The organism is Deinococcus puniceus, from assembly GCF_001644565.1.
Lineage (GTDB): Bacteria > Deinococcota > Deinococci > Deinococcales > Deinococcaceae > Deinococcus > Deinococcus puniceus.
The window spans coordinates 2,275,313-2,299,818 of record NZ_CP011387.1 but is presented as its reverse complement, the minus strand read 5'-3'; the positions used below and the strand labels follow the sequence as shown (position 1 = coordinate 2,299,818).

Below are 24,506 nucleotides of genomic sequence, written 5' to 3'. Positions count from 1 at the left end.
GAATTAAAGACGCGGCAGGGTCACACCTGTTTGGCCCTGATATTTGCCTTTGCGGTCTCCATACGTGACTTCGGGGCGCTCGCCTTCAAAGAAGAGGAGCTGAACACAGCCTTCGTTGGCGTACATCTTGGCGGGAAGGGGCGTGGTATTGCTAAACTCCAGCGTGACATGGCCTTCCCAGCCAGGTTCTAAAGGAGTCACGTTGGCGACTATGCCGCACCGCGCGTAAGTCGATTTTCCCAGCGCCACAACCATTACGTTGTCTGGAATTTTCATGTATTCCAACGACCTTGCCAACACAAAGCTATTAGGCGGAATGATAATTTCATCGGCTTGAATATCGACGAACGATCTGTCATCAAAGTTTTTGGGGTCTACCAAGGCGCTATGTACGTTGGTAAATACTTTCCATTCGTCGGCGCAGCGTAGGTCATAGCCAAAGCTACTCAGGCCGTAACTGATGACCTGCGCGTTGTCTGAAGTGCGGATCAGGCGGTCTTCAAAGGGCGTGATCATGCCCTCTAGGGCCAGTTGCCGGATGCGCCAGTCGGGAAGAATGCTCATGGCCGTCATGGTAGCGGGTGACAGACAACAAGGCTCCGAGCCGCCATCTGCCGGGCTAGGCTGTGCGGGTGCGTGTGGCAGTCATTTCGGATGTGCATGGCAATGCGTTCGCGCTGGATGCCGTGCTAGAGCAGCTTCGGCGGGCAAGTCCTGACCTGATCCTCAATCTGGGCGATCAGGTGGAGGGCGTGGCAGACCCGGCGCGGGCAGGGGCGATGCAAGCAGAACTCGCCTCTGCCGGGGCACTGGAAGTACGCGGCAACAACGAAGAAAAACTCTGGCCGGATGGACGCCGCTCGGCCCTGTCGCGCTCCTTTGGCGAGTGGCTGAGCGGGCAAGTGGCCGCCCCGGCTTTGGCACGCTTGGCCGCTTTACCTCTGACCGCCCGCGCCTTAGACGGAGAACTGCTGGCCTGTCACGGCACGCCCGACAGCGCGTGGCACAGCCTGCTCTGGGAATGGCAGCACGAGGGAGAAGGCCCGCACGGTCAAAGTGGCCGGGGCTTTTACCGCTCGCGTGACCCCCGGCAAGTGCGGGCGCAACTGGAACCTTTGGGGGCCGGCGTGGTGATCTGCGGCCACACCCACCGCCCCGGCGCAACCCGTGTGGGCGACACGTTGCTAGTCAATGCAGGAGCCGTCAGCGATCAGGTCGACGGCGATCCCCGCGCCCGTTGGACACTGCTGGAGAGGCGGGCCGGAGCGTGGTCAGTGGAGTTCTGCGCCGTGCCCTACGACATAGATGCCGCTGTGCGCTGGGCCGAAACCCGTTCCCCGTTCGGGGCTTTCGTAGGCGGGATGCTCCGCAACGCCACCTTCGATGGGCGCGGAGTGGGGGAGGGGCGTTGACGGGCAAACGACAGGCGCTAGGCTGGGTCTAATGAAACTCTTGCCTATGAAGCGCTGCCGATCTCTGGCCTTCCTGCTCTGTGCAGGCTTGGCTTCCGGCGCGGCGGCCCAAGACGCGGACTTGCAGGAGTGTGGCGGCGTGGCGGGCGCTCCGGCGTGGGCGGCAGCCACCATCAAGGCGGGTGCCATCTACCGGGGAACGGTGGGTACCTTGCCGGTGGTGCTGCAACTGGGCGCGGGGGCAGACGGCGTGGGCGGCGAAGCGCGGTATTACTACGAGCGCCGGGGCGTCAACATAGAACTGACCCCGTTTCGCAGCGGTCAGAGCCTGATTTTGCAGGAAGAAGTCTGGAGCGGCCCCATGAATGGCCGCTTGGTTACAGGCTGTCTGACGCTGAACCGCAATGGGGTTGGATTTACGGGCACTTGGGCCAAAGCCAACGGCTCAGGCAAGCTGCCCGTGCGTCTTTCCACCCTGAATGTCATGGGTATGCCGCTGAAACTTCCCACTTCCCCCGGCTTGCTGAAACTGAGAACTGCTGACCCACTGGCTTTCCTGAAACTGAACCGGGCGTGGGCGGCTCAGGCGGGCGGCAAAACGGTGCGAGAGCCGCTGTCGGGCGTGGTTTATCCGCGTGTGGCGGGGGCAAGTCTGGCTCTCAGTGCCGCCCTACAAGACCAACAACTGGGGCACGCCGTCAGTGCGCTGGACTGCAAATCTATGTTGGGCAGCAGCGACATGGCCGAAGGGTACGATCTGAACGCGGCCATCACGTACACGTCGGCCAAGTTGGTCAGCCTGCGCGAAGATGCCGGGTACTACTGCGGCGGCGCTCATCCCGATAATTTCACTGTCGGCGTGATCTTAGACCGCGCTACAGGCCGCGCCGTGCCCTTGTCTGCCATCTGGCCCAAGTTGACTGATGCCCGTCAAAAGGCGCTGTATCTGGCAAACTTGCCCGCCGAAGTGGACACCGAATGCCGCGACGTCCTGCGCGAGCGGGGCAGCGAATTTACCTTTCACCTCACGCCAGCGGGCCTGAACCTCACGCCGACGAGTTTGCCACATGTAGTAGGAGCGTGTGCCGAAACCGCAGTGCTGCCGTTTGCCAGCCTGAAGGCCGAAGCGAACGCACAGGGGGCGTACTACCGCGAGTTCTACCGCTAAACGATTGCTCTGCCCAAAGAAAAACGCCCCAGCATTGGCCGGGGCGTTTTTGGTTGCTAGGCTAGGGGTTAGTCGCGGCTGCCACCCGTGAGGCGCAGGATGAAGAGAAACATATTGATGAAGTTGAGGTACAAGGAGAGTGCCCCGTTGATGGCAGCACGCTCAGCCATTTCGCCCGTGACGCCGCTGAGGGCCATGTTGCGGAGCATTTGCGTGTCGTAGGCGGTGAGGCCCGCGAACAGCAACACGCCTACCACGCTGATGATCAGGGTCAGGGTACCGCTGGCGAAGAACAGATTCACGATCATGGCAATGAACAGGCCGATGATGGCGAACAGGAAGAAGCGGCCCATGGCACTCAGGTCACGCTTGATGGTGAAGCCGATGATGCTCATGACGGCGAAAGTTCCGGCGGTGGTGGCAAAGGCACTGATGACGGCGGCGGGGCTATAGGCGAACAAAAGGGCACTGAAAGTCAGGCCGGTGAGGACGGCGTATACCATGAACAGCACACCAGCGAGGGCGCTGCTCATGCGCTGAACGAGGCCTGCCAGCACGAACACGAGGGCCAGTTGCGCCAGCATCAGCGGCAGGCGCAGGCCCATGACCTGCATCGCCAGCGTTTCGTTCTGGGCCGTAAAATAGGCGACTCCGGCGGTCAGCGCCAATCCGGCAGTCATCCACGAGTACGTCCTGGCCATAAAGGTTCGGACAACATTTTCCGTTTGAAGTTTGGTAGTGGGATAGGATTGCATACGCCTTAAGATACGGCTTTTAGTCTAGAAAAGTTCCCAAAATGCGTGAAGCAGCCTTGAGTCTGACCGGGCAGTTTGTCCTTGCATTTGGGGCGGGAAGGTTCGGGGTACAGGCACCTCAGCCGTCGCCCCAAAGGGCCAGTAGGCTACAGTCAGGCATGACGATCAAGACCGAAGCTGAGTTGCAGGGAATGCAGCGAGCAGGCCGCGTCGTGGCTGAGACGCTCCGGACACTGAAGGCGGCCATCTGCCCCGGTGTGACCCCCGCCGAACTCGACGCCCTCGCGGGTCAGGTGTTCCGGCAGCATGGGGCCAAATCCGCCCCACGCCTGACCTACAACGCCCCCGTCAACGTGTTCATCAGCGTCAACGACGACATTGTGCATGGGCTACCGACACAGCGCCCGCTGGCGGCTGGCGACGTGGTCAGCATCGATGTCACGCCGTTTGTAGACGGCTACTTTGCCGATGCTGCGGTCACGGTGGCGGTGCCGCCTGCCTCGCCCGTGGTCATGCGCCTGATCGAATGCACCGAGGCGGCGTTTCAGGCGGGAATGGCGGCGGCCACAGCGGGGCGGCCCGTGCATGCCATCGGTCAGGCGGTGGAACAGGAGGTCAAGCGCCGGGGCTTTACCGTGCTGCGGGAACTGTTCGGGCATGGGGTGGGCCGCGCCATTCACGAGGAACCAAACGTGCCCAACTATTACCGTCCGCAAGACAGAATGAAGCTGCACGAGGGCCTAGTGATCGCCGTGGAACCGATGGTGTCCACCGGGCGCTCACGCCGCGTCCGCACCTTGCGCGACGGCTGGACGCTGAGTACCACGGATGGCGGGTTGGCCGCCCACTTCGAACATACCGTGATGATCACCAAGGGTCAGCCGCTGATTCTGACGGCCTGATCGCTCTGTGCTTGCGCGACCATACGGATTCCGGCCACTGCGTCAGCTCTTGGAAAAGCGTCAACAGCTAACTCCATTCTGGAATCCGCACTTTTCCTACTCGTTCCGCTCGGATTGCAGCGCCAACTCTGGCGCTTTCAATCTGAATCCCGCTCAGCGCCGTACCAACAACGCCAACGGAAAATCTTCCAGCACTTTGCCTAGCGCTACTTTATCGCCGCGTACACGCACGGTTTGCCCGGTCAGCAGGTTGTCGTAGGTGCCGGGGCGGGGCATCGAAAGCTGGCGGTTGCCCCAGACTTCTCCCACCGCCCAAGGCGTTTTCTCGCGGGTCAGGCTGAGGCTTAGGCGGGGGGCGACGGTGACGGCCACTCGCGCCTTATCCACCGACTCCCGCGCAAAGGCAAGCAGGTATTTCCCGGCTTCTATCGGGCGGTAAGTGCCGTGTTGAAACAGCTCAGGGTGCTGGGTTCTGGCCTGCAACCCGGCCCACGTGACCAGCAGTTTCACGCCGCCATCTGCGTAGTTCTCCAGCAACTCCGACGCCAGTTTCAGGCCGTCCGAGCCGTGCCGCTTTTCTATTCGCCCCAGCAATTTGCCCAAGCGGGCGTAATCCACCGGGCGGCGGTTGTCGGGGTCTACCAAACTTTGGTTCCAGCCTTCTGCCCCCTGATAAGTGTCGGGCACGCCGGGAGCGGTCAGGCGTACCAGTGCGGCGCTCAGGCCGTTTTGCGCTCCATACGGGCTGATGCGGGCGTGCAGTTCGCGGAGCCGTTCGGTGTAGCGTTCGTTCGCCAACAGGCCGCGCACCATGCTTTCCAGCGCCGCCTCGTAATCTTCGTTCGGGCTGGCCCAACTAGTTCGCAGCTTGGCTTCCCGCGCCGATTTTTGCAGGTAGGCCACCAAGCGGTCTGGGAAGTCGCTCAGGTTGCCGTCCAGCGGATAGGCTCCCAGCACGGTTTGCAGCAGCGTGTAGGTGTCGGGCGCGTTGGGGGCGCGGCCCAGATCAAGGTCTGTTTCCAGCGTCCTGAGCAGCGGTGACCACTCGCTGAGGTGCGCGGCCCACGTCTGCGGCATTTCGGAAATCACGCTGATGCGGGCGCGGGTGTCTTCGCCGCGTTTGGTGTCGTGGGTGCTGAGGGCCAGCATCGCGGCGGGCCAGTGTTCGGCCCGGTCTTTGGCGGCGGCATGAAAGGACTTGGGCGGCGTGCCAAACAGCGCCGGGTCGCCGCCCACCTCGTTCAGTGACAGCAGGCGCGGGTAGCGGTAGAAGGCGGTATCCTCGGCCCCCTTGGCCGTGACCGGGCCAGTGAGTTGCTGAAAGCGCAGGGCAAAGTCGGCGTAGTCCTCCCGCGTAGGCTGGTCGGGTGCGTCCAGCGTCAGTACGGCTTTCAGGAAGTCGAACACGCTGGCATCCACCGCCCCGCCGCCCTGCCGGGTGTGCGCTTTGGCGTCGCGGATGGCGTGGTCAATTTTGGCATTGTCGCCGGGTTCGCGCTCGCCGCCCGCCCGCACATAGGTGCGGTACACCGGAAAACTGGCGATGACTTCCCGAATGGCGTCACGCAGGGCACTCAGCGTAAAGTCGCGGTACCGCAAGTCGGCTTCGGCCAGCGCCGCCAAATGCTCGGTCAGCACGTTCACTTCTCCGGCCAACGACACGCGCTGAATTAGGTGTTTGCCCCGGTACAGGTGCTCGCCGTAAGAGTCGCGGTCTCCCGTGAAGCGGCGGTAGATGGCCGTCAGTTCCTCGGCGTTGGCTCCTTCCACAAAAACACCGTTCAGTTGGGCCAAAAAGTCGTAGCCGCTGGTGCCGTGAACCGCCCACGCTTCGGGCAGGCGCTCGCCGGGTTCCAAGATTTTTTCGGCCACCACGTACAGCGGCAAAACACCTGCCCTACCGGGGCCGAGCGGAGCGAGTGGGTGCCGGAATGCCTCTGGGAGACTGGAAGCCTGAGCATGGGTTTTTTGCTCAGGCTGTAAGTTGGACAGAGGCAACGTCGATTCTGCTTCTGATACGCCCAGCGCCCGCGCCGCCCCCGTCTGGAGCGCCCGGAAGTAGCCCGCCGGGTCGAACAACCCATCGGTGTGATCGAGCCGCACTCCGGTAAATACGCCGTCTGCAATCAGTTCGAACAGCTTGGCGTGTGCCCAGTCGAACACGCGGGCGTCTTCCATCCTCAGCGCCGCGAGGTCGTTGATGTCGAAGAAACGGCGGTAATTGATCTGCTCGGAGGCCACGCGCCAATTGGCGAGGCGGTAGTTCTGCTCCTGCATCAGCCGGTCTAAGCGCTCCGGGTCGGCGTTCACTTCCTGCACGGCGGCGTCCAGTACCTTCCGCACGGTGCCCGACGCTTCGGCCAGCGCGGCCAGTCGCCGTTCCATCACTTCCACTTCTTGGGCGCGGCCCACCCGGTCTTCATCGGTCAGGGCGGCGTCGGTAGAGCGCGGCAGGTTGGACACGCTGCGGGCAATACTCGCCAGTTCGCCGCGAATGGCGGGGGCGGTTTGCGCGGGCAAATGCTCGGTCACGCGCTCCAGCAGGGCGGCCAAGCTGCGCGGCGACATGGGCAGGCGTCGCTCGTAATACCGGAACGAAAAGCGCCCGCCGTCACGCTCCAGTTTCAGCTCCCGGCGTTCCAGCACGCGCCCGTAAGCGTCGCCCAGCACAGGCAGCAGCACTTTGCCCTCCAACGCCCGTTTTAGGGGAGACCAAGAAATATCGAAAAAGTGCGCGTAACGGCTGGCCTGCCCGTGCGCCAACACATCTTCCCAGTAGCGGTTGTGGCCGCCCTGAATGCCCATGTGGTTGGGCACGAAGTCCACCACCACGCCCATACCGAGCGCCCGCGCCGCCGCCGACAGCTTGCGCAGGCCCGCCTCGCTGCCCAGTTCCGGGTTGATGCTGGCGTGGTCGGTCACGTCGTAGCCGTGCGTGCTGCCGGGGGCACTTGTCCACACGGGCGACAGGTACAGGTCGGTGATGCCGAGGCGGGCGAGGTAGGGCAGCACCCGCCGCGCCGCCGCGAACGTGAAGCCGGGGTGCAGTTGCAGGCGGTAGGTAGACGTGGGGATGTGGGCGGTGGGCGGTGTGGTGTGGGACTCTTGGACGTCAGCTTCAATCAGGGCTGGCTCAGTCAGGGTGTAGGTCATGCTGGCCCGCCCAGAAGCACGGCTTCGCCCGGCAGCAAGGCCGCGAACTTGCTGCGCCCCTCGCTGTGGCGGATCACTTCGGCAGGCAGGTTCAGATCAGGCAGGTTCAGATTCAGCGTCGCCAACTCCACTTCTTCCCGGCCCGTGTTCCAGAGCAGCAGGCGTTCCCCGGCGTCGGTGTGGTGGCGCACCCAGACCACATCGCCCGCATGTCCAGCCCCAACGTTTCGGCGCGAACGCTGACGCAGCACCGGGTCTTCTCGCCGCAGCCACAGCAGATCGCGGGAGAGGGCCAGCGTGCGGGCATGTTCGCCTTCCTCCGCCTCGTGCCAGTTCAACTTGGCTTTCAGGTAGGTGTCTTCGGCCTGTGGGTCAAGAATCTCTTGACTGGAAAACGACTCGAAGGTGCCAAACTCGCGCTTGCGGCCTTCCGACACCGCCGCGCCCAGTTCCCCGTGATGGTCGCTGAAAAACGGAAACGGCGCACTGGACGCCCACTCTTGCCCCTGAAACAGCAGCGGCGTCATGGGCAGCGTGAGCAGCAGCATAGAGGCTCCCCGGAAAGCGGCGTCCGACACGCGGTCAAGGTGATGCACCCGGTCTCCGATGGCGCGGTTGCCCACCTGATCGTGGTTCTGAATGAAGTACACGAAGTTGGGAGCGTCGAGGGCGTCGGCCTTCTTGCCGCGCGGCTTGTTTTCCTCGGCCCAGTACTGTCCCTCGTACACCCACCCCCGGTTGATGACGTTCGCCAACGCCGCCGCCCCGCCCCGGTAGGCCGAGTAATAGCCGTCCTGATCGCCCGTGAGCGTCACACGCACTTCATGGTGAAAGTCGTCCACCCAGATGCCGTCGAGGTGATAGTCGGTGACGAGTTCCGGCAAATTGCGGTAGTCCTCGGCCAACAGCAGGTGCGTGCCGCCCAGCTTGTGCACCTCCTGCGCCAACTCCTGCAAAATATGCACTTCGGAGTCGTCCTGCATAGCTTGTGTGGCGTCCAGCCTCAGGCCGTCGAAGTGATAATCGCGCAGCCACATGCGGGCATTTCCGGTGATGTAGCGGCGCATGTGGGCTTCGGCGTAATCCAGCCCGGCTCCCCAAGGGCTGGAAAACCGCTCGGTGAAGTAGGTGGGGGCGTAGGCGGCCAAATAAGCCCCGTCCGGCCCGAAATGGTTGTATACCACGTCCAAAATGACCGCCAGCCCCAGCCCGTGCGCGGCATCTATAAAGGTCTTCAAGTCTTCGGGCCGCCCATATGGTGCGTAGGGCGAATACAGGGCCACGCCGTCATACCCCCAGCCGCGCTCGCCGGGAAAGGCGGCAATGGGCATCAGTTCTATGGCCGTCACGCCCAGTTCGGCAAGGTACGGCAGGCGCTCCTGTGCGGCGCGGTAAGTGCCTTCGGGGGTAAACGTGCCCACGTGCAGTTCGTAAAACACGCAATCTTCCAACTTCAGGCCGCGCCAGTTCGTATTCACCCACTCGTGCTCTTCCACGTTCACCACTTCGGCTTCCCCGTGAACGCCATCGGGCAAAAATTGGGCGTAGGGGTCGGGTCGGGGCACACCGTCCAGCAAGAAGATGTAGCGGGAGCCGACACCGACAGGCAATTCGGTTTCGAAATACTGGCCGTCCAGCGCCTGCATCGGGTAGATTTGGCCGTCTACGCGCACTTCCACTTGTTTGGCCGTGGTCGTCCAGACCCGGAAGCGTGTGCCGCCGCCGGGAAGAGGGTGTGCGCCGAGCCGGGAAGCGTGGGCGGCGGTTTCGGGCAGTTGGCCGTTCATGGGTGCGTTCAGATTCGAGTCAGAATTGGTGGCTGAATCGGGGTGGATAGGATCAGTGATGGTCATGGTGGATCTCCTTGGGCTAGAGCAAGCCCGCCTCACGCCAACCGAATTGATCCAACCGAAAAGACCCGGCGTGAGCGGGCGACGAACTAGCGTAGGAACCAAGCGCCTGACAACAGTGAGAACAAGGTAAAGTCGGCTTGCCGCTTTTGAGATTTAGGCGAGCAGCTTGACCACAGCCAAACCGATGTTCCCGGAAACACAGCAAAAATAGGGACAGGCCCACACCCGGCGGCCTGTCCCTATTTGGCTTAGCGTTAAGCGCGTTGACAACGGTAGAGCTTCACACTGCGGCCCTTGAGGGTCGTTTCCTCCCCTGCCTTCACGGTTTCCGCCGCATGGTCGTCGGTGGTGTCCAGCATCAATTCCCACTGGCCGCAACTGTCCAATTCAGGCAGCTTGAAGGGCAAGTCGATGTAGGTGCCCGACAGCAGCAGCAGCAAATCGTCGTCGCGCAGGGGGTTGCCTTCGGCGTCTACATCGTCCAGCCCGTCGCCGTCGAGGAACATGCCCAGCGATTGGGTCTGGGGGTTGTACCAGTCTTCGTCGCTCATCTGCTGGCCGTCGAAGCGCAGCCACACGATGTCGCTCACGTCTTCGCCGCGAATGGTGCGTCCGCTGAAAAACTTGCGGCGGTGCAGGGCCGGGTGCGCCTTGCGGAGCGCGATCAGTTTGCGCGTAAAGGCCAAGAGTTCTTCGTCGATGTTGGCCCAGTCGTACCAACTGATTTCGTTGTCTTGGCAGTAGGCGTTGTTGTTGCCGCCTTGCGTGCGCCCGAGTTCGTCGCCGCCCAGAATCATGGGCGTGCCCTGACAGAGCAGCAGGGTGGCGAGCAAGTTGCGCTGTTGCTGGCGGCGCAGGGTGTTCACCACCTCATCGTCGGTTTCGCCCTCTACGCCGCAATTCCAGCTCTTGTTGTCGTTGTGGCCGTCTTGGTTGCCTTCACCGTTGGCATCGTTGTGCTTCTGGTTATAGGTCACCGTGTCGCGCAGGGTAAAACCGTCGTGGGCGGTCACGAAGTTGATGCTGGCATAGGGCTTGCGCCCGTCGTTCTGGTACAGGTCGCTGCTTCCGGTCAGGCGGTAGCCGATATCGCGGGCCAGTCCGCCCTCGCCCTGCCAGAAAGCCCGCATATCGTCGCGGTAAATGCCGTTCCACTCGGCCCAGTTGACTGGGAAGTTGCCCACCTGATAGCCGCCCTCGCCCACATCCCAAGGCTCGGCAATCAGTTTGACCTGACCGATGATCGGGTCTTGGTGGATGATGGTAAAAAAACCGGAGAGCTGATCGACTTCGTGCAGGCCGCGTGCCAGCGTACTGGCGAGGTCGAAGCGGAAGCCGTCCACGTGCATGTCGGTGACCCAATAGCGCAGGCTGTCCATGATCAGTTGCAAGGTTTGGGGGTGGCGCACGTTCAGGCTGTTGCCCGTGCCGGTGTAATCGAAGTAGAAGCGCGGATTCTCGGCCACCAGACGGTAATAGGTGGGGTTGTCGATCCCCTTGAAACTCAGCGTCGGCCCCATGTGGTTGCCCTCGGCGGTGTGGTTGTACACCACGTCCAGAATCACTTCTATTCCGGCGGCGTGCAAGGCCCGCACCATGTTCTTGAATTCGGGCACGGCCCCGGCTGGGTCGCCCCGCTGCGCCGCCGCCGAGTAGCGCACATCAGGCGCGAAGAAGCTGAGGGTGGAGTAGCCCCAGTAGTTGGTCAGGCCCTTGTCCAAGAGGAAGGGGTCATCCAAATGCTGATGCACAGGCAGAAACTCGATGGCCGTGATGCCCAAATCTTTGAGGTACTGAATCACGGGTTCGGTGGCGACGCCTGCATAGGTACCGCGCAGGGCTTCGGGCACGTCGGGGTGGGTCATAGTCAGGCCTTTCACATGCGCCTCGTAAATCACCGACTGGTGAAAGGGCACGTTGGGCTTGGCGTCGCCTACCCAGTTGAAGCCCGGATCGACGACGATGCCCAGCGGTGCGCCGCGCTGCTCTTGCGTCTGCATCACGTCGTCGGTGCCGCCCGGAACATAGCCGAACACGCCCTCTGCAAAGCGTTCGGTGCCGTCCAGCGCTTTGGCGTAGGGGTCGAGCAGCACCACGTTCGGATTAAAACGCAGGCCTTCCTCGGGCACGTATTCGCCGTGAACACGGTAGCCGTAGCGTTGGCCGGGGTTCACGCTGGGCAAGTAGCCGTGCCATACGAAGGCCGTCTGCTCGGTCACGGGAATCCGGGTTTCGTTCCCTGCTTCGTCAAACAAACACAGTTCGACTGCCGTAGCGTTTTCGGAGTACAGGGCGAAATTGGTGCCTTTGCCGTCCCAAGTGGCTCCGAGTGGATACGGTTTGCCGGGGCGAATTTTGGGCAGGGCGGCAGAGGAGGCGGCCTGATCGGGTACGGGTGTTGTTGAAGGTGCGGTCATAGTTTGGCTCTCTTTTCCGGGCGATGGCTTACGCCCGGAGATGGTGTCACAGGGAACTTGCGAAATAGTGTTCACGGGTCATGAGGAAACGGTGGCCTGCCTTGTCGGTACAAGACCACCGCGCACTCTGTTGGAAACGGTACCAGAAAGACTTTTTGTTCTCATTGGGCGACCTTACAGAAGGCCAGAATGTTCAAGAACATCTCAGGAACCTGCCTAGATGCCGTGCGGTTTTCAAGACGGAGGATGTTGATGATTGCTTTTCCTGAGCAGCACAAAAAAATTCGCCGCCGAGCAGTCTTTCCCCGGCGGCTCTGAATTGAGAGTGGGTGGTGTCTATAGCATTTGTCATAATAATGACCGAGCGAAGCGAGCGAATTTTACCGAGCAGGACGGAGAATGGAGACACCGAAAGTCCCTTTTCCGGTGGCGTAATTCGGAGAACTGCTCTAGAAGCCTAGATTCCCGCGTGGCCCCATCAGGCGGGCCAGCTTTTCGGGTGTCCAGAGTTCGTAGGTGTACATGGGGTACTGGCGCTTGAAGCGGCCTACCTTGTCCCACACTTCGCGTGACTCGAAGGGCACCACCAGCAGCAGCCGGATCACGCTGTCTTCGGCGTCGTAGATGTAGAAATCGAAGTAGAACGACTGCTCGCCGCCGCGCTCGGTGAACAGGGGGAAAGCAAACGGACGGTAGCGCCACGCCTTGTTCTTGTCGGTCAGGATTTGGGCGGCCACGCGCTTGAGGTTGCTGTCGGCAAAGGTCAGCAGTTCTCCGTCGCGGTCTTTAAAAGTCTTGCTGGGGTCTGGCGCGTCGAGTTGCACCCGCTTCAGCTCTGGCAGCGCCTTTTTGCCGTTGATCCGGGGGGCGGGGCGGCGGCCTTGCGTCTTGGTGAAGCCTCCGCCCGTGCGTCCGGTGGGGGCGCGGTCAGCAGGCCGTTCGTCGCCGCTGCGTGAATCGGTGGCGCGGTCATCCGGGTCACGGCTCCCCGCTCCGCCCCGCATTCCGCCGGACTTGGCCCCGCCGGGTCTGGTGCCTGTGGGCCGCACCCAGCCCGACTTGGTGCCCGTTTTGGTAGACCCCAATTTAGAAGGCCGTGCGCCCGACTTCTCCGCGCCTGCTTTGGCCCCAGCTTTGGCTTTGCCCCCTGATCTGGCTGGCCCCACTTTCACGATGTCCGTGCGGCCAGAGCTTGTGCTGGGTCTGCCCGAATCGGGTCGCCCTGAATCCGAGCGGGCCTCTGTTTGGGAAGGCCGCCCTTTGGGTCTGTCCTGAGCCGTCCCCGTTCTGGGGGAACCTGCTTTAGAAACACTGCTTTTTGCGCCGAAGCGTGAAGCCCCAGCGCGGGCGCTTCCTGCTCTGCCCGTGCTGGTACTTTTGCCGCTTCCGGCGCTGCTGATTTCACTGCCGCGTGCAGTGGTGCGCTCGCGGACAGGGGCGGTGTTTTCGCGGGTTGCCCCGCCTCGCCCCTGTGCCACATTGCGTTTTGGGGCGCGTCCCCGAGATCCCTTCTTTGGCCCCGTCATCCGGCCAGCATACCGGGAATGGGGAGTGGAGTGTGGAACGTGGATCGTAGTCAGGGCAACAACTTGGCTGGTGGCTCGCTTACTTCAAGCGTCAGCAGCGCAGGTTTAGAGCTGTTTACCACGTTCTACACTCTACGATCCACGCTCACACTCCTTACTTCGCCAATCCCCGGATCAGGCTCAAATCTACGAACTTGTTCAGATCCGGCACGTCCCGCGCAAAGCCTGCTTCCTTGTTCAGTTGCGCGTATTCAGCCAGCGTTTTCAGGTTGATGTCCCACGTCACGCGGGTGCGGGCCAGAGCCTTGAACAGTTCGGCGGTGTTGGGGCGCTTGCCCGTGAAGGTATAGATCTGCTCGGCCACGGCTTTTTGTGCGCCCGCGTTGCTGCCCTTAATGAAATTGATGGCGGCGAGGTGGCCCCGCAGCAGATCCTTGACCGTTTCGGGGTTCTGCGCGGCGTACTTGGTGTTCACGACCAGCACGGTGGTGGTGTAGTTGCCACCTTCCCAGATGGCTTTTTCGTTGGCGATGAGTTTCGCGCCCTGCGTTTCCATCACTGCGCCCCAAGGTTCCTGCACCAGCGCGGCGTCGACCTGCTTGGCGGCAAAAGCGGCGGGCATGTTGGCCGGGTCGATGGGCACGATGGTCACGTTACCGCCCTCGTCGGTGGCTTTCAGGCCGTTCTGGTGCAGCAGGTGGCGCAGGCTGATGTCCTGCGTGCTGCCGCGTGTGGGCACCGCCACTTTTTTGCCGCTCAGGCTCTTCACGCCCTTCCAAGCAAGGTCGCCGCGCCCCACCAGCACGGCTCCGGCGTTGGCCGCGCCTGCCACCACCTGAATGGGCACGCCGCGCATAAAGGCGTTCATGGCGGGGCCGGGGCCGACGTAAGCGGCGTCAATCGCGCCCGCTGCAAACGCCTCGTTAATTTGGGAACCGTTGGCAAATTCGCGCACCACCAGTTTTACGCCGCCGCCCAATTCCTTCTGAAAGAGGCCCCGCTGCACGGCGACCAGTCCGGCGGCGTGCGTCACGTTGGGAAACACGCCCACGCGCAGTTCTTTGGCCTGTTGTGCGCCTGCCTGAGCAGTCAGCGAGAGGGTCAGGAGGGAAAGGAGTGCAAGCTTCATGCCATACAGAATAGCAGATAAGTTGAGTAAGTTTGTAAACTAGTCGGCCCTGAGTTACCGGTCATGGCATGGTCACTGGAGGGTCATGCACCCCTGCTTAAAGTGCGTTCCAGACAGGGAAGACGACACCAGAGCGGCCCACCGTTTCCCGGTCATTCGACCCAAACAAGGGGGGAAGGTATGCAGCAGTCATGGCAGGAGCGGTTGGTGGCAGCAGGCAAGCGGGTGATGTTGGGCGTGTCTCTGGTGTTGATGGTGGGGGGAAGCGTGCAGGCCGACGTGGTGCCTAGCAGCCTCTATGGCCTGTATCAGAGCTTGGTGCGGAACTCTGCACAGTACTACGAGATTTTTGAGCCGGACGTGTTCTATATGGATACCTCCGACAGCGAGACAGTGACGCTCACCCTGGATGGCGGCGAATATTTGTTCAAGGCCACTTGTGACACCGATTGCGACGATGTCGATTTGGTGATCCGTGATTGGAACGGACGCCTAGTGGATTCGGACTTTCTGGACGATTCTGTGCCGCGTGTCAGCGGTTATTTTCCGCAAGGACGCTACACCGTCAAGCTCAACATGGAAAGTTGCGACTGGGATCCCTGCACCGCCGTGCTTATCTACCTCAAACGCTGAGCTTGGGCTAGGGGCTGTCTGCGGGGGCGGCCCCCCAACACAGCCTCTCAAGTCAGCGGTCACGTTTCGGTCACCGGGCGGTCACGTGGGTCTGCTTACAGTGCGTCTCAGACAGGAAGGACGGCACCACAGCGGCCCACCGTCATCCGGTCATTCAGTGGTTCGGTGCTTCGGCCCAAGCAAGGGGGAAAAGTTATGCAGCAGTCACAACAGCAGCACTCACCCAAAGATCGGCGCGGCAACTTGGCTCGGAAACTCTGGTGGGGTGTTCCTCTGGCACTGATGATGGCCGGAGCGGTTCGGGCCGATGCGCTGCCCAGCGACCTGCACCGCGTGTACAGCCAACAGGCCACCCTGACGCGCAACTTCGGCTATTCGGCCATGATGACGCCGCAAGTGTTTTATTTGGCAGCGGGCCAGCAGATAGAGCGCCAAGTCGATGTCGTGAGCGGTGAGACGATGGTGCAAGCCATCTGCAACAGCGAGTGCAGCGACCTGAACCTGGAAGTGATGGACGCATCCGGCTGGGTGCTGGTGTCCGACATGGCCGAAAATGCCGTGCCTGTGGCGTCGTGGTGGGGCGATGCAGGTTCCTACCGAGTCAGGATTACCATGAAGACCTGCGCCGCGCCAACGTGTACCGCCGCGCTGCTGGGCTTCAACTGATAAGGAGTCCGATTGAGTCCTGCACTTTTAGGATTCAATCCGAGCAGACTTGCAAAGCTGCGAAGCAGAGCGAGTAGGAAAGAGTACGGGCTACGCATTGTGGAGCTGCAAGCGGTGCTTCTCCGATTGTGGCGGAATGGAGCGGAGTCCGTATAAGCCACAATTACGCCACAACTCACCGCCGCCAGAAGGCCGACTTTGTTTCCGTTGGCCTTCTGGTCTGATTCGGGTTGATCCCCGCCTCCCCGCCTTCATAGGTCATTTTGCTTCCCCTCCCTTCCCGCCTCTCCGCCTACAATCTGCTTGTGACGGTTGCCGCTCCTAATCTTGCCAAACTCCTGCCCGCTGCCCCGGTGGGCAATCTCGTGTTGCTGCCGCAAGTGGCGCGGGCGGCGCTGTTTTCGGCCCACGCTGGCCCCGCCGTCCTGCTCACCACTCCAGACCGGGCGGCCCTCTACGGTTCGGCGGGCGTGCTGGGCGCACCCGTAACGGTCAATCCCGGTTTGCGCGACTGGGACACCCGGCACCAACATGTAGTGCTGGACGTAAACACGGCGCTGGACTTGTTTCCCGCCCGCCCCGAAGACCATGCCCTCAGCCTGCGCGTGGGCAACACTTATCCGCGTGAAGAGTTGCTGGCCCGCCTAGAACGCCTCGGCTACGAACGCGATGAAGAACCCGGCTACCAGTTGCGCGGCGACACGGTAGAACTGCGTCTGGAACCCGGTGCAGGCGTGCCCGCCGACGCCGAAGCCGTCTGGATTCGGGCCGAATTCTTTGGCGACGAGCTGGACACCTTGCGCCAACTGGTTCCCGGCGAGATGACGGGTGACAAGATCAAAGAGTTTGTGCTGGAACCCACCGCCGACTACCTGACCGATGTGAAATGGGACGCCACCCGGCTGGAACTCTTGCCGGGGCGGGTCTTCTTGGACGCCCCGGAGTTCTATGCTTCCTCACTTGGCCCCCTCACCGACGTGTTGTGGACGCGCCTACGCGAACGGGAAGTGACTTCGTTTGGCCGTGCCCCGTTGGAACTGACCGATTTCAACCTTGATCTGGTGGTGCTGCCGTTTTACCGTGCCCGCCTGAGTGACCTAGAGCGTGACATTACCGAGTGGCGCGGTGCGGGTTACCGAGTCCTGATTCTGGTGCGCCATGACCGCACGGCGGCGTATCTGGCCGACAAATTGCTGAATACGCATGAGATTCCGTGGCTCAGCATTCCCCGCGTTCCCGAAGGCGGCCTCGGCTTCCTGCGGGCGGCGGGCGAGGGCGGCTTCGTCATTCCCGAACACCGCACCGTCGTTCTCACCGAAGACCTGATCTACGGCTTTCAGGGCGGCAGTGCGCTGCGCGGCAAGCGGCTGAACGGCAAACCCGTCACCGACGCGCTAGGCCTGCATGTGGGCGATTACCTGATTCACCCCGAACACGGCATCGGGCAGTTTCAGGGGCTGGAAACGCGCACGGTGCTGGGCGTCACCCGCGATTACCTGAATCTGGAGTACCGCGCAGGCGCACGCCTCAGCGTTCCGATAGAGCAATTGCCCGTGCTGCGGCGGCATCCCGGTACCACTGACGACCCGCCCGTGTTGAGCAGTTTCGACAAAAAGGATTGGGCGCGGGCCAAAGAGCGGGCACGTAAGAATGCCGAGGAAGTGGCCGGAAAACTGCTGGTGCAGTACGCGGCCCGCCAAGTGACTCCCGGCAACAGCTTTCCGCCGCAGCCCGAGTGGGATTCGATGGTGGAGGCCAACTTCAAGTTTGAACTCACCGCCGATCAGAAGACGTCGCTGAAAGAGACGATGCGCGATCTGGAGGCCGCCAACCCCGCAGACCGCCTGATCTCCGGCGACGTGGGTTTCGGCAAAACCGAGGTGGCGCTGCGGGCCGCCCACCGCGTCATCGGGCACGGCAAACAGGTGGCGATCTTGGTGCCCACCACGTTGCTGGCCGAGCAGCACACGTCCACGTTCGTAGAACGCTTCAAGAGCCTGCCCGTGCGGGTGGAAGGCCTGTCACGCTTCACGGGCGACAAGCAGGCCAAAGCGATTCTGGCCGAGTTGGCACAGGGCAAAGTGGACATCATCATCGGCACGCACCGCCTGCTCAGCGCCGATATTCAGTTCAAAGATTTGGGCCTGATCATCGTGGACGAGGAACACCGCTTCGGCGTGAGTCAGAAGGAAAAACTGCGTGCCCTGCGCGGGATGCCTGACACCAAAGACGGCAAGCTGGACATTCCGGAGGGAACGAAGGCGGTAGATACGCTGGCGCTCTCGGCCACGCCCATTCCGCGCACGCTGTACATGAGCATGGTGGGTCTGCGCGACATGAGCAGCATCCAGACCCCGCCCAAGGGCCGCAAACCTATCCAGACCATCCTCGCGCCCTTCGATCCGGTCACCGTGCGCGACGCCATCCTCTCGGAAATCGAGCGCGGCGGCAAAGTCTTCTACATCCATGACCGCATCGCCTCTATCGGCGCACGCAGCCTGTATCTGCGGAACCTGATTCCCGAAGCGCGAATTGGCGTAGCACACGGGCGCATGAACGAAGAGGAATTGGAAGAAATCATGATGGGCTTCGAACAGGGCGCGTTCGATGTGTTGGTGTCCACCACCATCGTCGAAACCGGGCTGGACATTCCAGAAGCCAACACGATCCTGATCGAGCGCAGTGACCGCCTCGGCCTCGCGCAGCTTTATCAGCTCCGGGGCCGGGTGGGACGCCGTGCCCAGACTGCCTACGCCTACCTGTTCTATCCGCCGCGCATGACCGAAAACGCGCAACGCCGCTTGTGGGCCATTGCCGACTTGCAAGACCTCGGATCGGGGCACCTGCTGGCCGAAAAAGACATGGAAATTCGCGGCGTGGGCAACATTCTGGGCGAGGAGCAGCACGGGCATGTGCAGGCCGTGAGCATCGACGTGTACACCGAAATGCTGGCCGAAGCAGTGGCCCGCCTGAAAGGGGAAAAGACCAAAGCGCCCGCCAGCGTGTCTATCGATTTGCCCATCAACGCCCGCCTGTCGCCTGAATACTTTGCCACGCCGGAAGGGCAGCCCGACGACGAAGCCCGGATTGCCGCGTATGGCCGCCTGAGTGAAGCCCGCACCCTGCAAGCCGTGAGCCGTGTAGAACGCGATCTGCGAAAAAAATACGGCCCACCCAGCCCCGAAGTCCAGAATTTCATCGATCTCTCCAAACTCCGCATGACTGCCCTCGCCAAACGTGCACTCAGCATTGGCGAGACCATGACGCACATTCAGATCACCTTTGCTTATAAGTCGCTGGATTACGACGCGGCAGGCCTCCGCAATTACCCACACCGTACCGAAGTTCAAACGTTCCCGCCCAGTGTCAAGCTAGAGAAGCGCGGGATTAAGCCCGACGACTATGCCCGCACGCTCATCGATCTTCTGGGCTACTTCGGCTGATACCTAAGCTTAAGCAGGGCTTTAATAGACCATTCACGCCTATCATCTAACCCCACCAAATCTCAATCTTCCCTACAGTTTGGGTTTAGATACGGGCCACATGGAATCGGTTTCATTTAACGTTTGTGGCATGACGCTGAATGCCGATGCACTTTCACACCGCCTGAGTTGGCGCGGTGTTTTCGCTGGCCTCGTAATGGGCCTTGTTTCTACGCTGACCATCGTTGCCTTGGGCACGGTCATCACCGCCCTCACCGGCCTCACGCTGTCGGGTGTGGGCATTGCCGCTGCCATCTGGACGGCCATTGCCGCGCTCGTCGGTGCCTACGTGGCGGGCCTCACCGCCGTGCGGGCCAGTGCTCCTGCCACCCGCAACAGCGACGGCATCGCCGCCATGACCCACGACGACGCCACCCTCACCGGACTGGTCACGGCGGGTCTGCTGATTTTGCTGTCCACCCTGTTCGCCCTGAATAGCGCCAGTCGCCTGATCGGCACCGCCAGCAACGTGGTGGGGAATGTCGCCAACGCCGCTGGCAACGCTGCCGGAGCCGCTGGCAACGAAGTCGCCCAGAACGGCGGCGGGATCACCGGCTTCCTCAGCGGCATCAACGAGGACGACATCAGCGAACTGATCGCCACGAACAGCGACGACCTGAGTGAAGAGCAAGTGGACGCCGCCAGCAACGTCGTGACGGGCATTTTCCGCCGCGCCCAGTACGACCTCGGCCAACAGGATCTGGGCAACATCACCGACTTTGCTGCCGCCCGCGTGACCGCCATTCGCAATGCCCTGACCGGCGACCAGTTCGTGACCCGCTTGGAGCGTCAGGGCCTCAGCAACGCTCAGGCTCAGGAAGTTCGCACCAGCGTCACCACCGAAGTTGACCGCTTGGAGAAGCAGGCCGCTGACGTGGCCGCCGCCGCCGAACGCACCGCCCGCACCGCCGCCAGCACCGCTGGATGGGGCTGGTTGTTGGGCGCTGGTCTGACCCTGCTCGCCAGCATCTTCGGTGCCCGCAGCGCCGCCACGCACCGCGTCGTGCCCGTGACCACCAACACCACCCGCCGCTAAGCACAGCAGTCAAGCATCCGGCTCCGCCCCGATATGGGATGGAGCCGGATTCTTTTTGGTAGGCCGAATTAGGATTTAGGGCGTGGTTGGTGTAGCCCGGTAGACCTCAGTTTTCTCTATCAATTTTCCATCAGACAAGGCGTACACGCGGGTGCGCTCGCCGCCGGGAATGGCCTGCAGCACTGCCACACTCCGCCCATCCGAACCCGTGATGCTCCAGCGTTCGCCCAAATAGCGTTTCCAGCGGGTTTGACCGGTTCGGGAATCGCGGGAAATCAGCAAAGTTGTGGTCTGTAACGTCGGCTGACCACCAATAATGCTGGGAACGGTGCGGCTCGTTTCCGCCAAGAGTAGTAAAACTGTCCCCAGCACCCGCGTCTGCGTGAGCTGATAAGGCTTGGGGACTGTCGAGAAGACTGGAGCAGCGAGGGCGACCCCACCTATTGATAGCGGCCCAAATCGGAGTTGCTACCTTGGGTGAAGTATGGCGTCTTGGCACCCCTCGAAGTACACCCGCGCTCAGCTCGAAGAGCGACGACTGGCCGCGCTGCCCTTCCTCCAGGCGGGTGGGCAGAGCAATCAGCAGTTGGCCGATCAGTTTGGCGTTTCCATCCACACCGTCTACACCTGGAAAGAGCGTCTCAAAAAGCAGGGCAGTCTAGAAGCGACTGTCACGCCTGGTCGTCCAGGCCGCTTGACCCCTGAACAGCGACAGCAGATTGGCACCCTCCTGGAGGAGGGTGCTGGCGCGTTTGGGTTTCCCGATGAGACGTGGACGACCCCTCGCGTGCGGGAGGTCATCGGTCGTCGCTTAGGCGTTTGGTACCACCCGGATCATGTTCGCAAACTGCTGCACGGGTTGGGATTCTCACCTCAACGGCCGAGCAAAGGCGCGCTGGAACAGAACGAGACCGCCGTGCGAACCTGGGTGCAGACCACGCGCCCAGCGGTCGAAAAAAAAGGTTGCGCTCGGCGCGACCCTGGTGTACCTGGATGAAGTGGGCTTCAGTTTGAAAGGTGTGGTGCGCCGAACATGGGCCCCCAAAGGGAAGACGCCGATCGTGCGTCTTCCGGCCAGTTGGCAGAAACTGTCGACCACCTTGGCAATCACGTCGACAGGCCAATTCCTGCAGCACACTCAGGCAGGAGCGATCAAGACGGACAATGTGGTGACGTTTTTGGAACACCTTTTGAAGCATGTCCCAGGTGAGGTCATCTTGGTGCTGGACAACGCCGCCATCCACCGAGCGAAAGCCGTGTCGGCTTTCGTAAAGACCGTAGAACGCCTGGCCCTGGTCTATTTGCCCCCGTACTCGCCCGAATTGAACCCTATTGAGAAGGTCTGGGCTTATGTCAAGCGCAACATCCTCGGTAATTTCTGCCCCAAGACGGTGAAAGAGCTCAGAGAGCGACTCCGCTCAGGATGGCAACGGGTGCGGTACATTTGTCTACCACAGCGGCTCATGGCAGCAACTCCGATTTAAACCGGTATCAATAATAAGGCCCACAAGAGGAACTTCACCGCCCTTCCCGCGCATGTTCCAGCAGGTCTCCGGCAATCTGTAGGGCGGCGGGGCCGAGTGGCGAGCGTTCTACGCCGATCAGAGTCGCCAATTTGTCGCGCCTCACGCTGCTGATAAACCCCCAGCGCTCTAAGTCAGTGCGGTGGGTGCGTGCGGTTTCGTCGCGCAGCAGACGCACGGCTCCGTCGTAATAGCCGGAGTTGAAGGCGGCACGGGCACGCTTTTCCTGCTCCAGTAACCCCAAGCCGCGAGTCGCCAGCAGCACCCGCCGCGCCTCGGGTTCGCCGCCAAAGCCGTACAAGCTGTCTAGGCCGTACACCGCCTTGGGAAAGCGCAGCCCCGCCGCCGCCCGCCAAGCGTGGGGCAGCCGGATTTCAAATTCCGGCCACGTGTGAGAGTGGGTCAGCAGGGCCGGATACAGCAGATTGAGGGCCACGTCGCGGGCGTCGGCAAGGGCCAACAACTGCTCCTGCACGCTGTGGCCGGGGCCGGTGTAGGCCGTGTGCGCGGCGTTCAGGCGTTCTGTGCCCCGGTGCAGCAACTCCGAGCGCCACGCGGCCAACTGCGAGGCGTTCAGGTTCCATAAGGTGCGCTGAATCCGGCCATAAAACCCGGTGGGATCGTAGGCTACGCGGCTCGTCGCCAGCAGGGCCAGCGGCGCTTCTTGCCTCGCCGCGTCCCAGTCGCGCCATTCTTCTAGCTTCTCGTAGGGCCAGCGGTTCACAGTAATTCCGGCCCGCGTTTCGGTTTGCGCCGACAGCAGGCCACGCTCGAAGGTCACGAACGTCGGCTGGCTGCCCGCCCAAGCGTTTTCGGTGCCGTAGCTGCCCGCCTGCGCCACCGCCCGCACTTTGCGGTCAGAAACGAGGCGCTCGCTGATGCGTTCTGGGGTCAGCCGCTCGCCTGTCCAGCGGTCGGCGGAACCTTCTTTGTCTTGCCTTGCTTGTGTCACGCCTGCCCCCCGGCCCACAGAATAGGCGGCAAGGAGGCTGGACACCGTAACCGCCATGTGAAAGCGGAGAATATCGAACGCCTGACCCTATTCTGGCCCTCAACAAAGGAGTGACTATGCCGCGTGTTCCTTCAAGCTCAGAGCAGACCAACTCAGGAACGACAAGCTCTGATAGAGGCAACAAACCGCTCTCCGTCGAGAGTTTTCTGGCTTCTTTAACCCACCCTTGCAAGCCTGAAATTCTGGCTCTCAGACAGCTTCTTCTGAACGTTGATCCGGCAGTGACCGAAACTGTGAAATGGAACGCGCCCAACTTCCGGACATCGGGAGATTTCGCTACGTTTCACCTTCGCACTCAGGACAGCGCCCGCTTGATTCTGCATTTGGGAGCCAAAAAGCGGGCAGATTCGGACATCCGGGCCAGCCTGACCGACCCCGGCAACCTGCTGACTTGGTTGGGGCCAGACCGGGCCGCCGTGGGCTTCCGCACTCAGGAAGACATCGCCGCGCATCAGGCGGAATTGACGGCGGTGTTGCGCCAGTGGATCACTTTTTTGTGAGCGGCAAGAGTCATCTAGTCCTGTTCTGATTGCTCTGCCCCTTCCCCATGAGCCTCCTGCAATTTGCGCCAGCGTCCCGCCACCCGCGCTTCCCAGCCCTCGCCGGTGGGGGCGTACAGGCCCAACTGCACGCCGTCTGGCAGGTAATCTTGCTCAAAACTGCCTTCCGGATCGTCAAAATAGTAGGCGTAGCCTTTGCCGTAGCCCTGCTGCCGCATCAGGCCAGTAGGAGCATTCCGCAGATGCAGCGGCACCGGCAACGTTTCGCCTTCCCGCACGGCGTCCAGCGCGTTTTTCCAAGCCACGTACACACTGTTGCTTTTGGGGGCCAGCGCCAGATACACCACCGCCTGAGCCAGCGCCAAATCGCCTTCGGGGCTGCCCAAAAATTCCACCGTATCGCGGGCGGCGATGCACAGGCGCAGGGCTTGCGGGTCGGCCAGTCCGATGTCCTCTGCGGCCATTCTGACCACGCGGCGGGCCACGTACATGGTGTCTGCGCCGCCCTCAATCATGCGGGCCAGCCAGTACAGCGCCCCGTCTACATGGCTCCCGCGCACGCTTTTGTGCAGCGCCGAAATCAGGTTATAAAAGTCCTCGCCGTTCTTGTCCATCGCCGGAAGATGCTTGCCGAACGCCTCCGTAATCGCTTCGGGCGTCACCGGATCAGCGAGGCTGGCGGCCACTTCCAGCGTACTCAGGGCGCGGCGGGCGTCGCCTTCGGCCAAGCGGGCCAGCAGTTCTAGGGCTTCTGGCTGGGCCGATACCCCCGGCAACCCGCGTGGGTCAGACAGGGCGCGGTCTAGCAGGTGGCGCACTTCTTCCTGCGTCAGCGCCTGCAACACAAGGGTGCGGGCGCGGGAACGCAGGGCCGGATTCACCTCAAAACTGGGGTTTTCGGTGGTCGCGCCGATCAGGGTCAGCAGGCCGGACTCCACGTGCGGCAGCAGGGCGTCCTGCTGCGCTTTGTTGAAGCGGTGAATTTCATCCAGAAACAGAATCGTGCGCTGGCCTCGGCCCCGCAAGCGTTCGGCCTCGGCAGTGGCCTCGCGCACGTCCTTCACGCCCGCCGACACCGCCGACAGCGGAATAAAATGCGCCCCGACTTCGCCCGCCAGCAGCCGTGCCAGCGTGGTTTTGCCCACTCCCGGCGGCCCCCACAGGATCAGGCTGCCCAAGCGCCCCGACGCCAGCACCCGCGTCAAGGGTTTGCCGGGGCCGATCAGGTGAGATTGCCCCACCACCTCGGCCACCGTGCGGGGGCGCAGGCGTTCGGCAAGGGGCGCGGGCGGGTCGAACAGAGTCACGCGCCGGAGTGTAGCGGGGCGGGAGCCGGGGC

19 protein-coding genes are annotated in these 24,506 nt (G+C 62.2%); 9 read left to right on the top strand and 10 right to left on the bottom strand.

The annotated features are described in order from the left end of the window. Window positions 1–3: 3 nt before the first annotated feature. Window positions 4–564, bottom strand: coding sequence for a dCTP deaminase (gene dcd, locus SU48_RS10470; RefSeq protein WP_064015209.1), 561 nt, complete (start codon window positions 562–564; stop codon window positions 4–6). A gap of 68 nt (window positions 565–632) precedes the next feature. On the opposite strand from dcd, the gene SU48_RS10465 reads away from it, so the two are divergent. Together SU48_RS10465 and SU48_RS10460 are read left to right on the top strand one after the other, a co-directional pair. Next, window positions 633–1,412, top strand: a complete 780-nt coding sequence (locus SU48_RS10465; RefSeq protein ID WP_064015208.1) for a metallophosphoesterase family protein — start codon at window positions 633–635, stop codon at window positions 1,410–1,412. Window positions 1,413–1,443: 31 nt separating this feature from the next. Next, window positions 1,444–2,580 carry a hypothetical protein gene (locus SU48_RS10460; RefSeq protein WP_064015207.1) on the top strand — a complete coding sequence of 379 codons (1,137 nt, stop codon included), beginning with the start codon at window positions 1,444–1,446 and terminating at the stop codon, window positions 2,578–2,580. 68 nt (window positions 2,581–2,648) lie between these two features. On the opposite strand, the gene SU48_RS10455 is transcribed toward SU48_RS10460, so the two are convergent. Next, window positions 2,649–3,335 (bottom strand): Bax inhibitor-1/YccA family protein, encoded by a 687-nt coding sequence (locus tag SU48_RS10455; RefSeq protein WP_064015206.1) that lies wholly within the window; start codon window positions 3,333–3,335, stop codon window positions 2,649–2,651. 158 nt (window positions 3,336–3,493) lie between these two features. On the opposite strand from SU48_RS10455, the gene map reads away from it, so the two are divergent. After that, on the top strand, window positions 3,494–4,237 hold the full coding sequence (map, locus tag SU48_RS10450; protein WP_064015205.1) for a type I methionyl aminopeptidase: 744 nt from the start codon (window positions 3,494–3,496) through the stop codon (window positions 4,235–4,237). Between the two features lie 153 nt (window positions 4,238–4,390). Here map and treY read toward each other — a convergent pair whose 3' ends face one another. The 5 genes from treY to SU48_RS10425 form a co-directional block, all read right to left on the bottom strand. Further along, window positions 4,391–7,390 (bottom strand): malto-oligosyltrehalose synthase, encoded by a 3,000-nt coding sequence (gene treY, locus SU48_RS10445; protein WP_064015204.1) that lies wholly within the window; start codon window positions 7,388–7,390, stop codon window positions 4,391–4,393. Beyond that, window positions 7,387–9,177 carry a malto-oligosyltrehalose trehalohydrolase gene (treZ, locus tag SU48_RS10440; RefSeq protein WP_064015996.1) on the bottom strand — a complete coding sequence of 597 codons (1,791 nt, stop codon included), beginning with the start codon at window positions 9,175–9,177 and terminating at the stop codon, window positions 7,387–7,389. Before treZ ends, treY begins: the two co-directional genes overlap by 4 nt. 320 nt (window positions 9,178–9,497) lie before the next feature. Then, complete coding sequence (gene glgX / locus SU48_RS10435) at window positions 9,498–11,660, bottom strand: glycogen debranching protein GlgX (protein ID WP_231881602.1); 2,163 nt, start codon at window positions 11,658–11,660, stop codon at window positions 9,498–9,500. Window positions 11,661–12,109: 449 nt separating this feature from the next. Beyond that, on the bottom strand, window positions 12,110–13,186 hold the full coding sequence (locus SU48_RS14390; RefSeq protein ID WP_231881601.1) for a hypothetical protein: 1,077 nt from the start codon (window positions 13,184–13,186) through the stop codon (window positions 12,110–12,112). 154 nt (window positions 13,187–13,340) lie between these two features. Continuing rightward, window positions 13,341–14,315, bottom strand: coding sequence for an ABC transporter substrate-binding protein (locus SU48_RS10425; protein WP_064015203.1), 975 nt, complete (start codon window positions 14,313–14,315; stop codon window positions 13,341–13,343). Window positions 14,316–14,495: 180 nt separating this feature from the next. Here SU48_RS10425 and SU48_RS10420 point away from each other — a divergent pair, with 180 nt between their 5' ends. The 4 genes from SU48_RS10420 (at window position 14,496) to SU48_RS10405 (ending at window position 20,132) form a co-directional block, all read left to right on the top strand. Then, window positions 14,496–14,948 (top strand): hypothetical protein, encoded by a 453-nt coding sequence (locus SU48_RS10420; protein ID WP_064015202.1) that lies wholly within the window; start codon window positions 14,496–14,498, stop codon window positions 14,946–14,948. 195 nt (window positions 14,949–15,143) lie between these two features. After that, entirely contained in the window at window positions 15,144–15,614 is a 471-nt protein-coding gene (locus SU48_RS10415) for a hypothetical protein (protein ID WP_157451147.1), read from the top strand. Between the two features lie 305 nt (window positions 15,615–15,919). Continuing rightward, window positions 15,920–19,057, top strand: a complete 3,138-nt coding sequence (locus SU48_RS10410; RefSeq protein WP_064015200.1) for a DEAD/DEAH box helicase — start codon at window positions 15,920–15,922, stop codon at window positions 19,055–19,057. A 130-nt stretch (window positions 19,058–19,187) separates the two neighbouring features. Next, on the top strand, window positions 19,188–20,132 hold the full coding sequence (locus SU48_RS10405) for a hypothetical protein (RefSeq protein WP_064015199.1): 945 nt from the start codon (window positions 19,188–19,190) through the stop codon (window positions 20,130–20,132). A 75-nt stretch (window positions 20,133–20,207) separates the two neighbouring features. On the opposite strand, the gene SU48_RS10400 is transcribed toward SU48_RS10405, so the two are convergent. Beyond that, a complete protein-coding gene (locus SU48_RS10400) occupies window positions 20,208–20,480 on the bottom strand; it encodes a hypothetical protein (RefSeq protein ID WP_064015198.1) in 273 nt (90 codons plus the stop codon). Between the two features lie 136 nt (window positions 20,481–20,616). On the opposite strand from SU48_RS10400, the gene SU48_RS14315 reads away from it, so the two are divergent. Beyond that, window positions 20,617–21,616, top strand: a protein-coding gene (locus tag SU48_RS14315) for an IS630 family transposase (protein WP_197474641.1) whose coding sequence is annotated in 2 segments (ribosomal slippage) — window positions 20,617–21,084 and window positions 21,086–21,616 — 999 coding nt in all. Because the reading frame shifts where the segments join, the coding sequence is not laid out codon by codon here. A 34-nt stretch (window positions 21,617–21,650) separates the two neighbouring features. On the opposite strand, the gene SU48_RS10385 is transcribed toward SU48_RS14315, so the two are convergent. After that, entirely contained in the window at window positions 21,651–22,664 is a 1,014-nt protein-coding gene (locus tag SU48_RS10385) for a hypothetical protein (RefSeq protein WP_231881600.1), read from the bottom strand. 224 nt (window positions 22,665–22,888) lie between these two features. On the opposite strand from SU48_RS10385, the gene SU48_RS14385 reads away from it, so the two are divergent. Then, the gene (locus tag SU48_RS14385) at window positions 22,889–23,167 is read left to right on the top strand and encodes a DUF1801 domain-containing protein (RefSeq protein ID WP_231881599.1); all 279 of its coding nucleotides are present in this window, start codon (window positions 22,889–22,891) and stop codon (window positions 23,165–23,167) included. 14 nt (window positions 23,168–23,181) lie between these two features. Here the strand turns inward: SU48_RS14385 and SU48_RS10375 are convergent, their stop codons facing one another. Continuing rightward, on the bottom strand, window positions 23,182–24,474 hold the full coding sequence (locus tag SU48_RS10375; protein WP_064015195.1) for a replication-associated recombination protein A: 1,293 nt from the start codon (window positions 24,472–24,474) through the stop codon (window positions 23,182–23,184). Window positions 24,475–24,506: the final 32 nt, after the last annotated feature.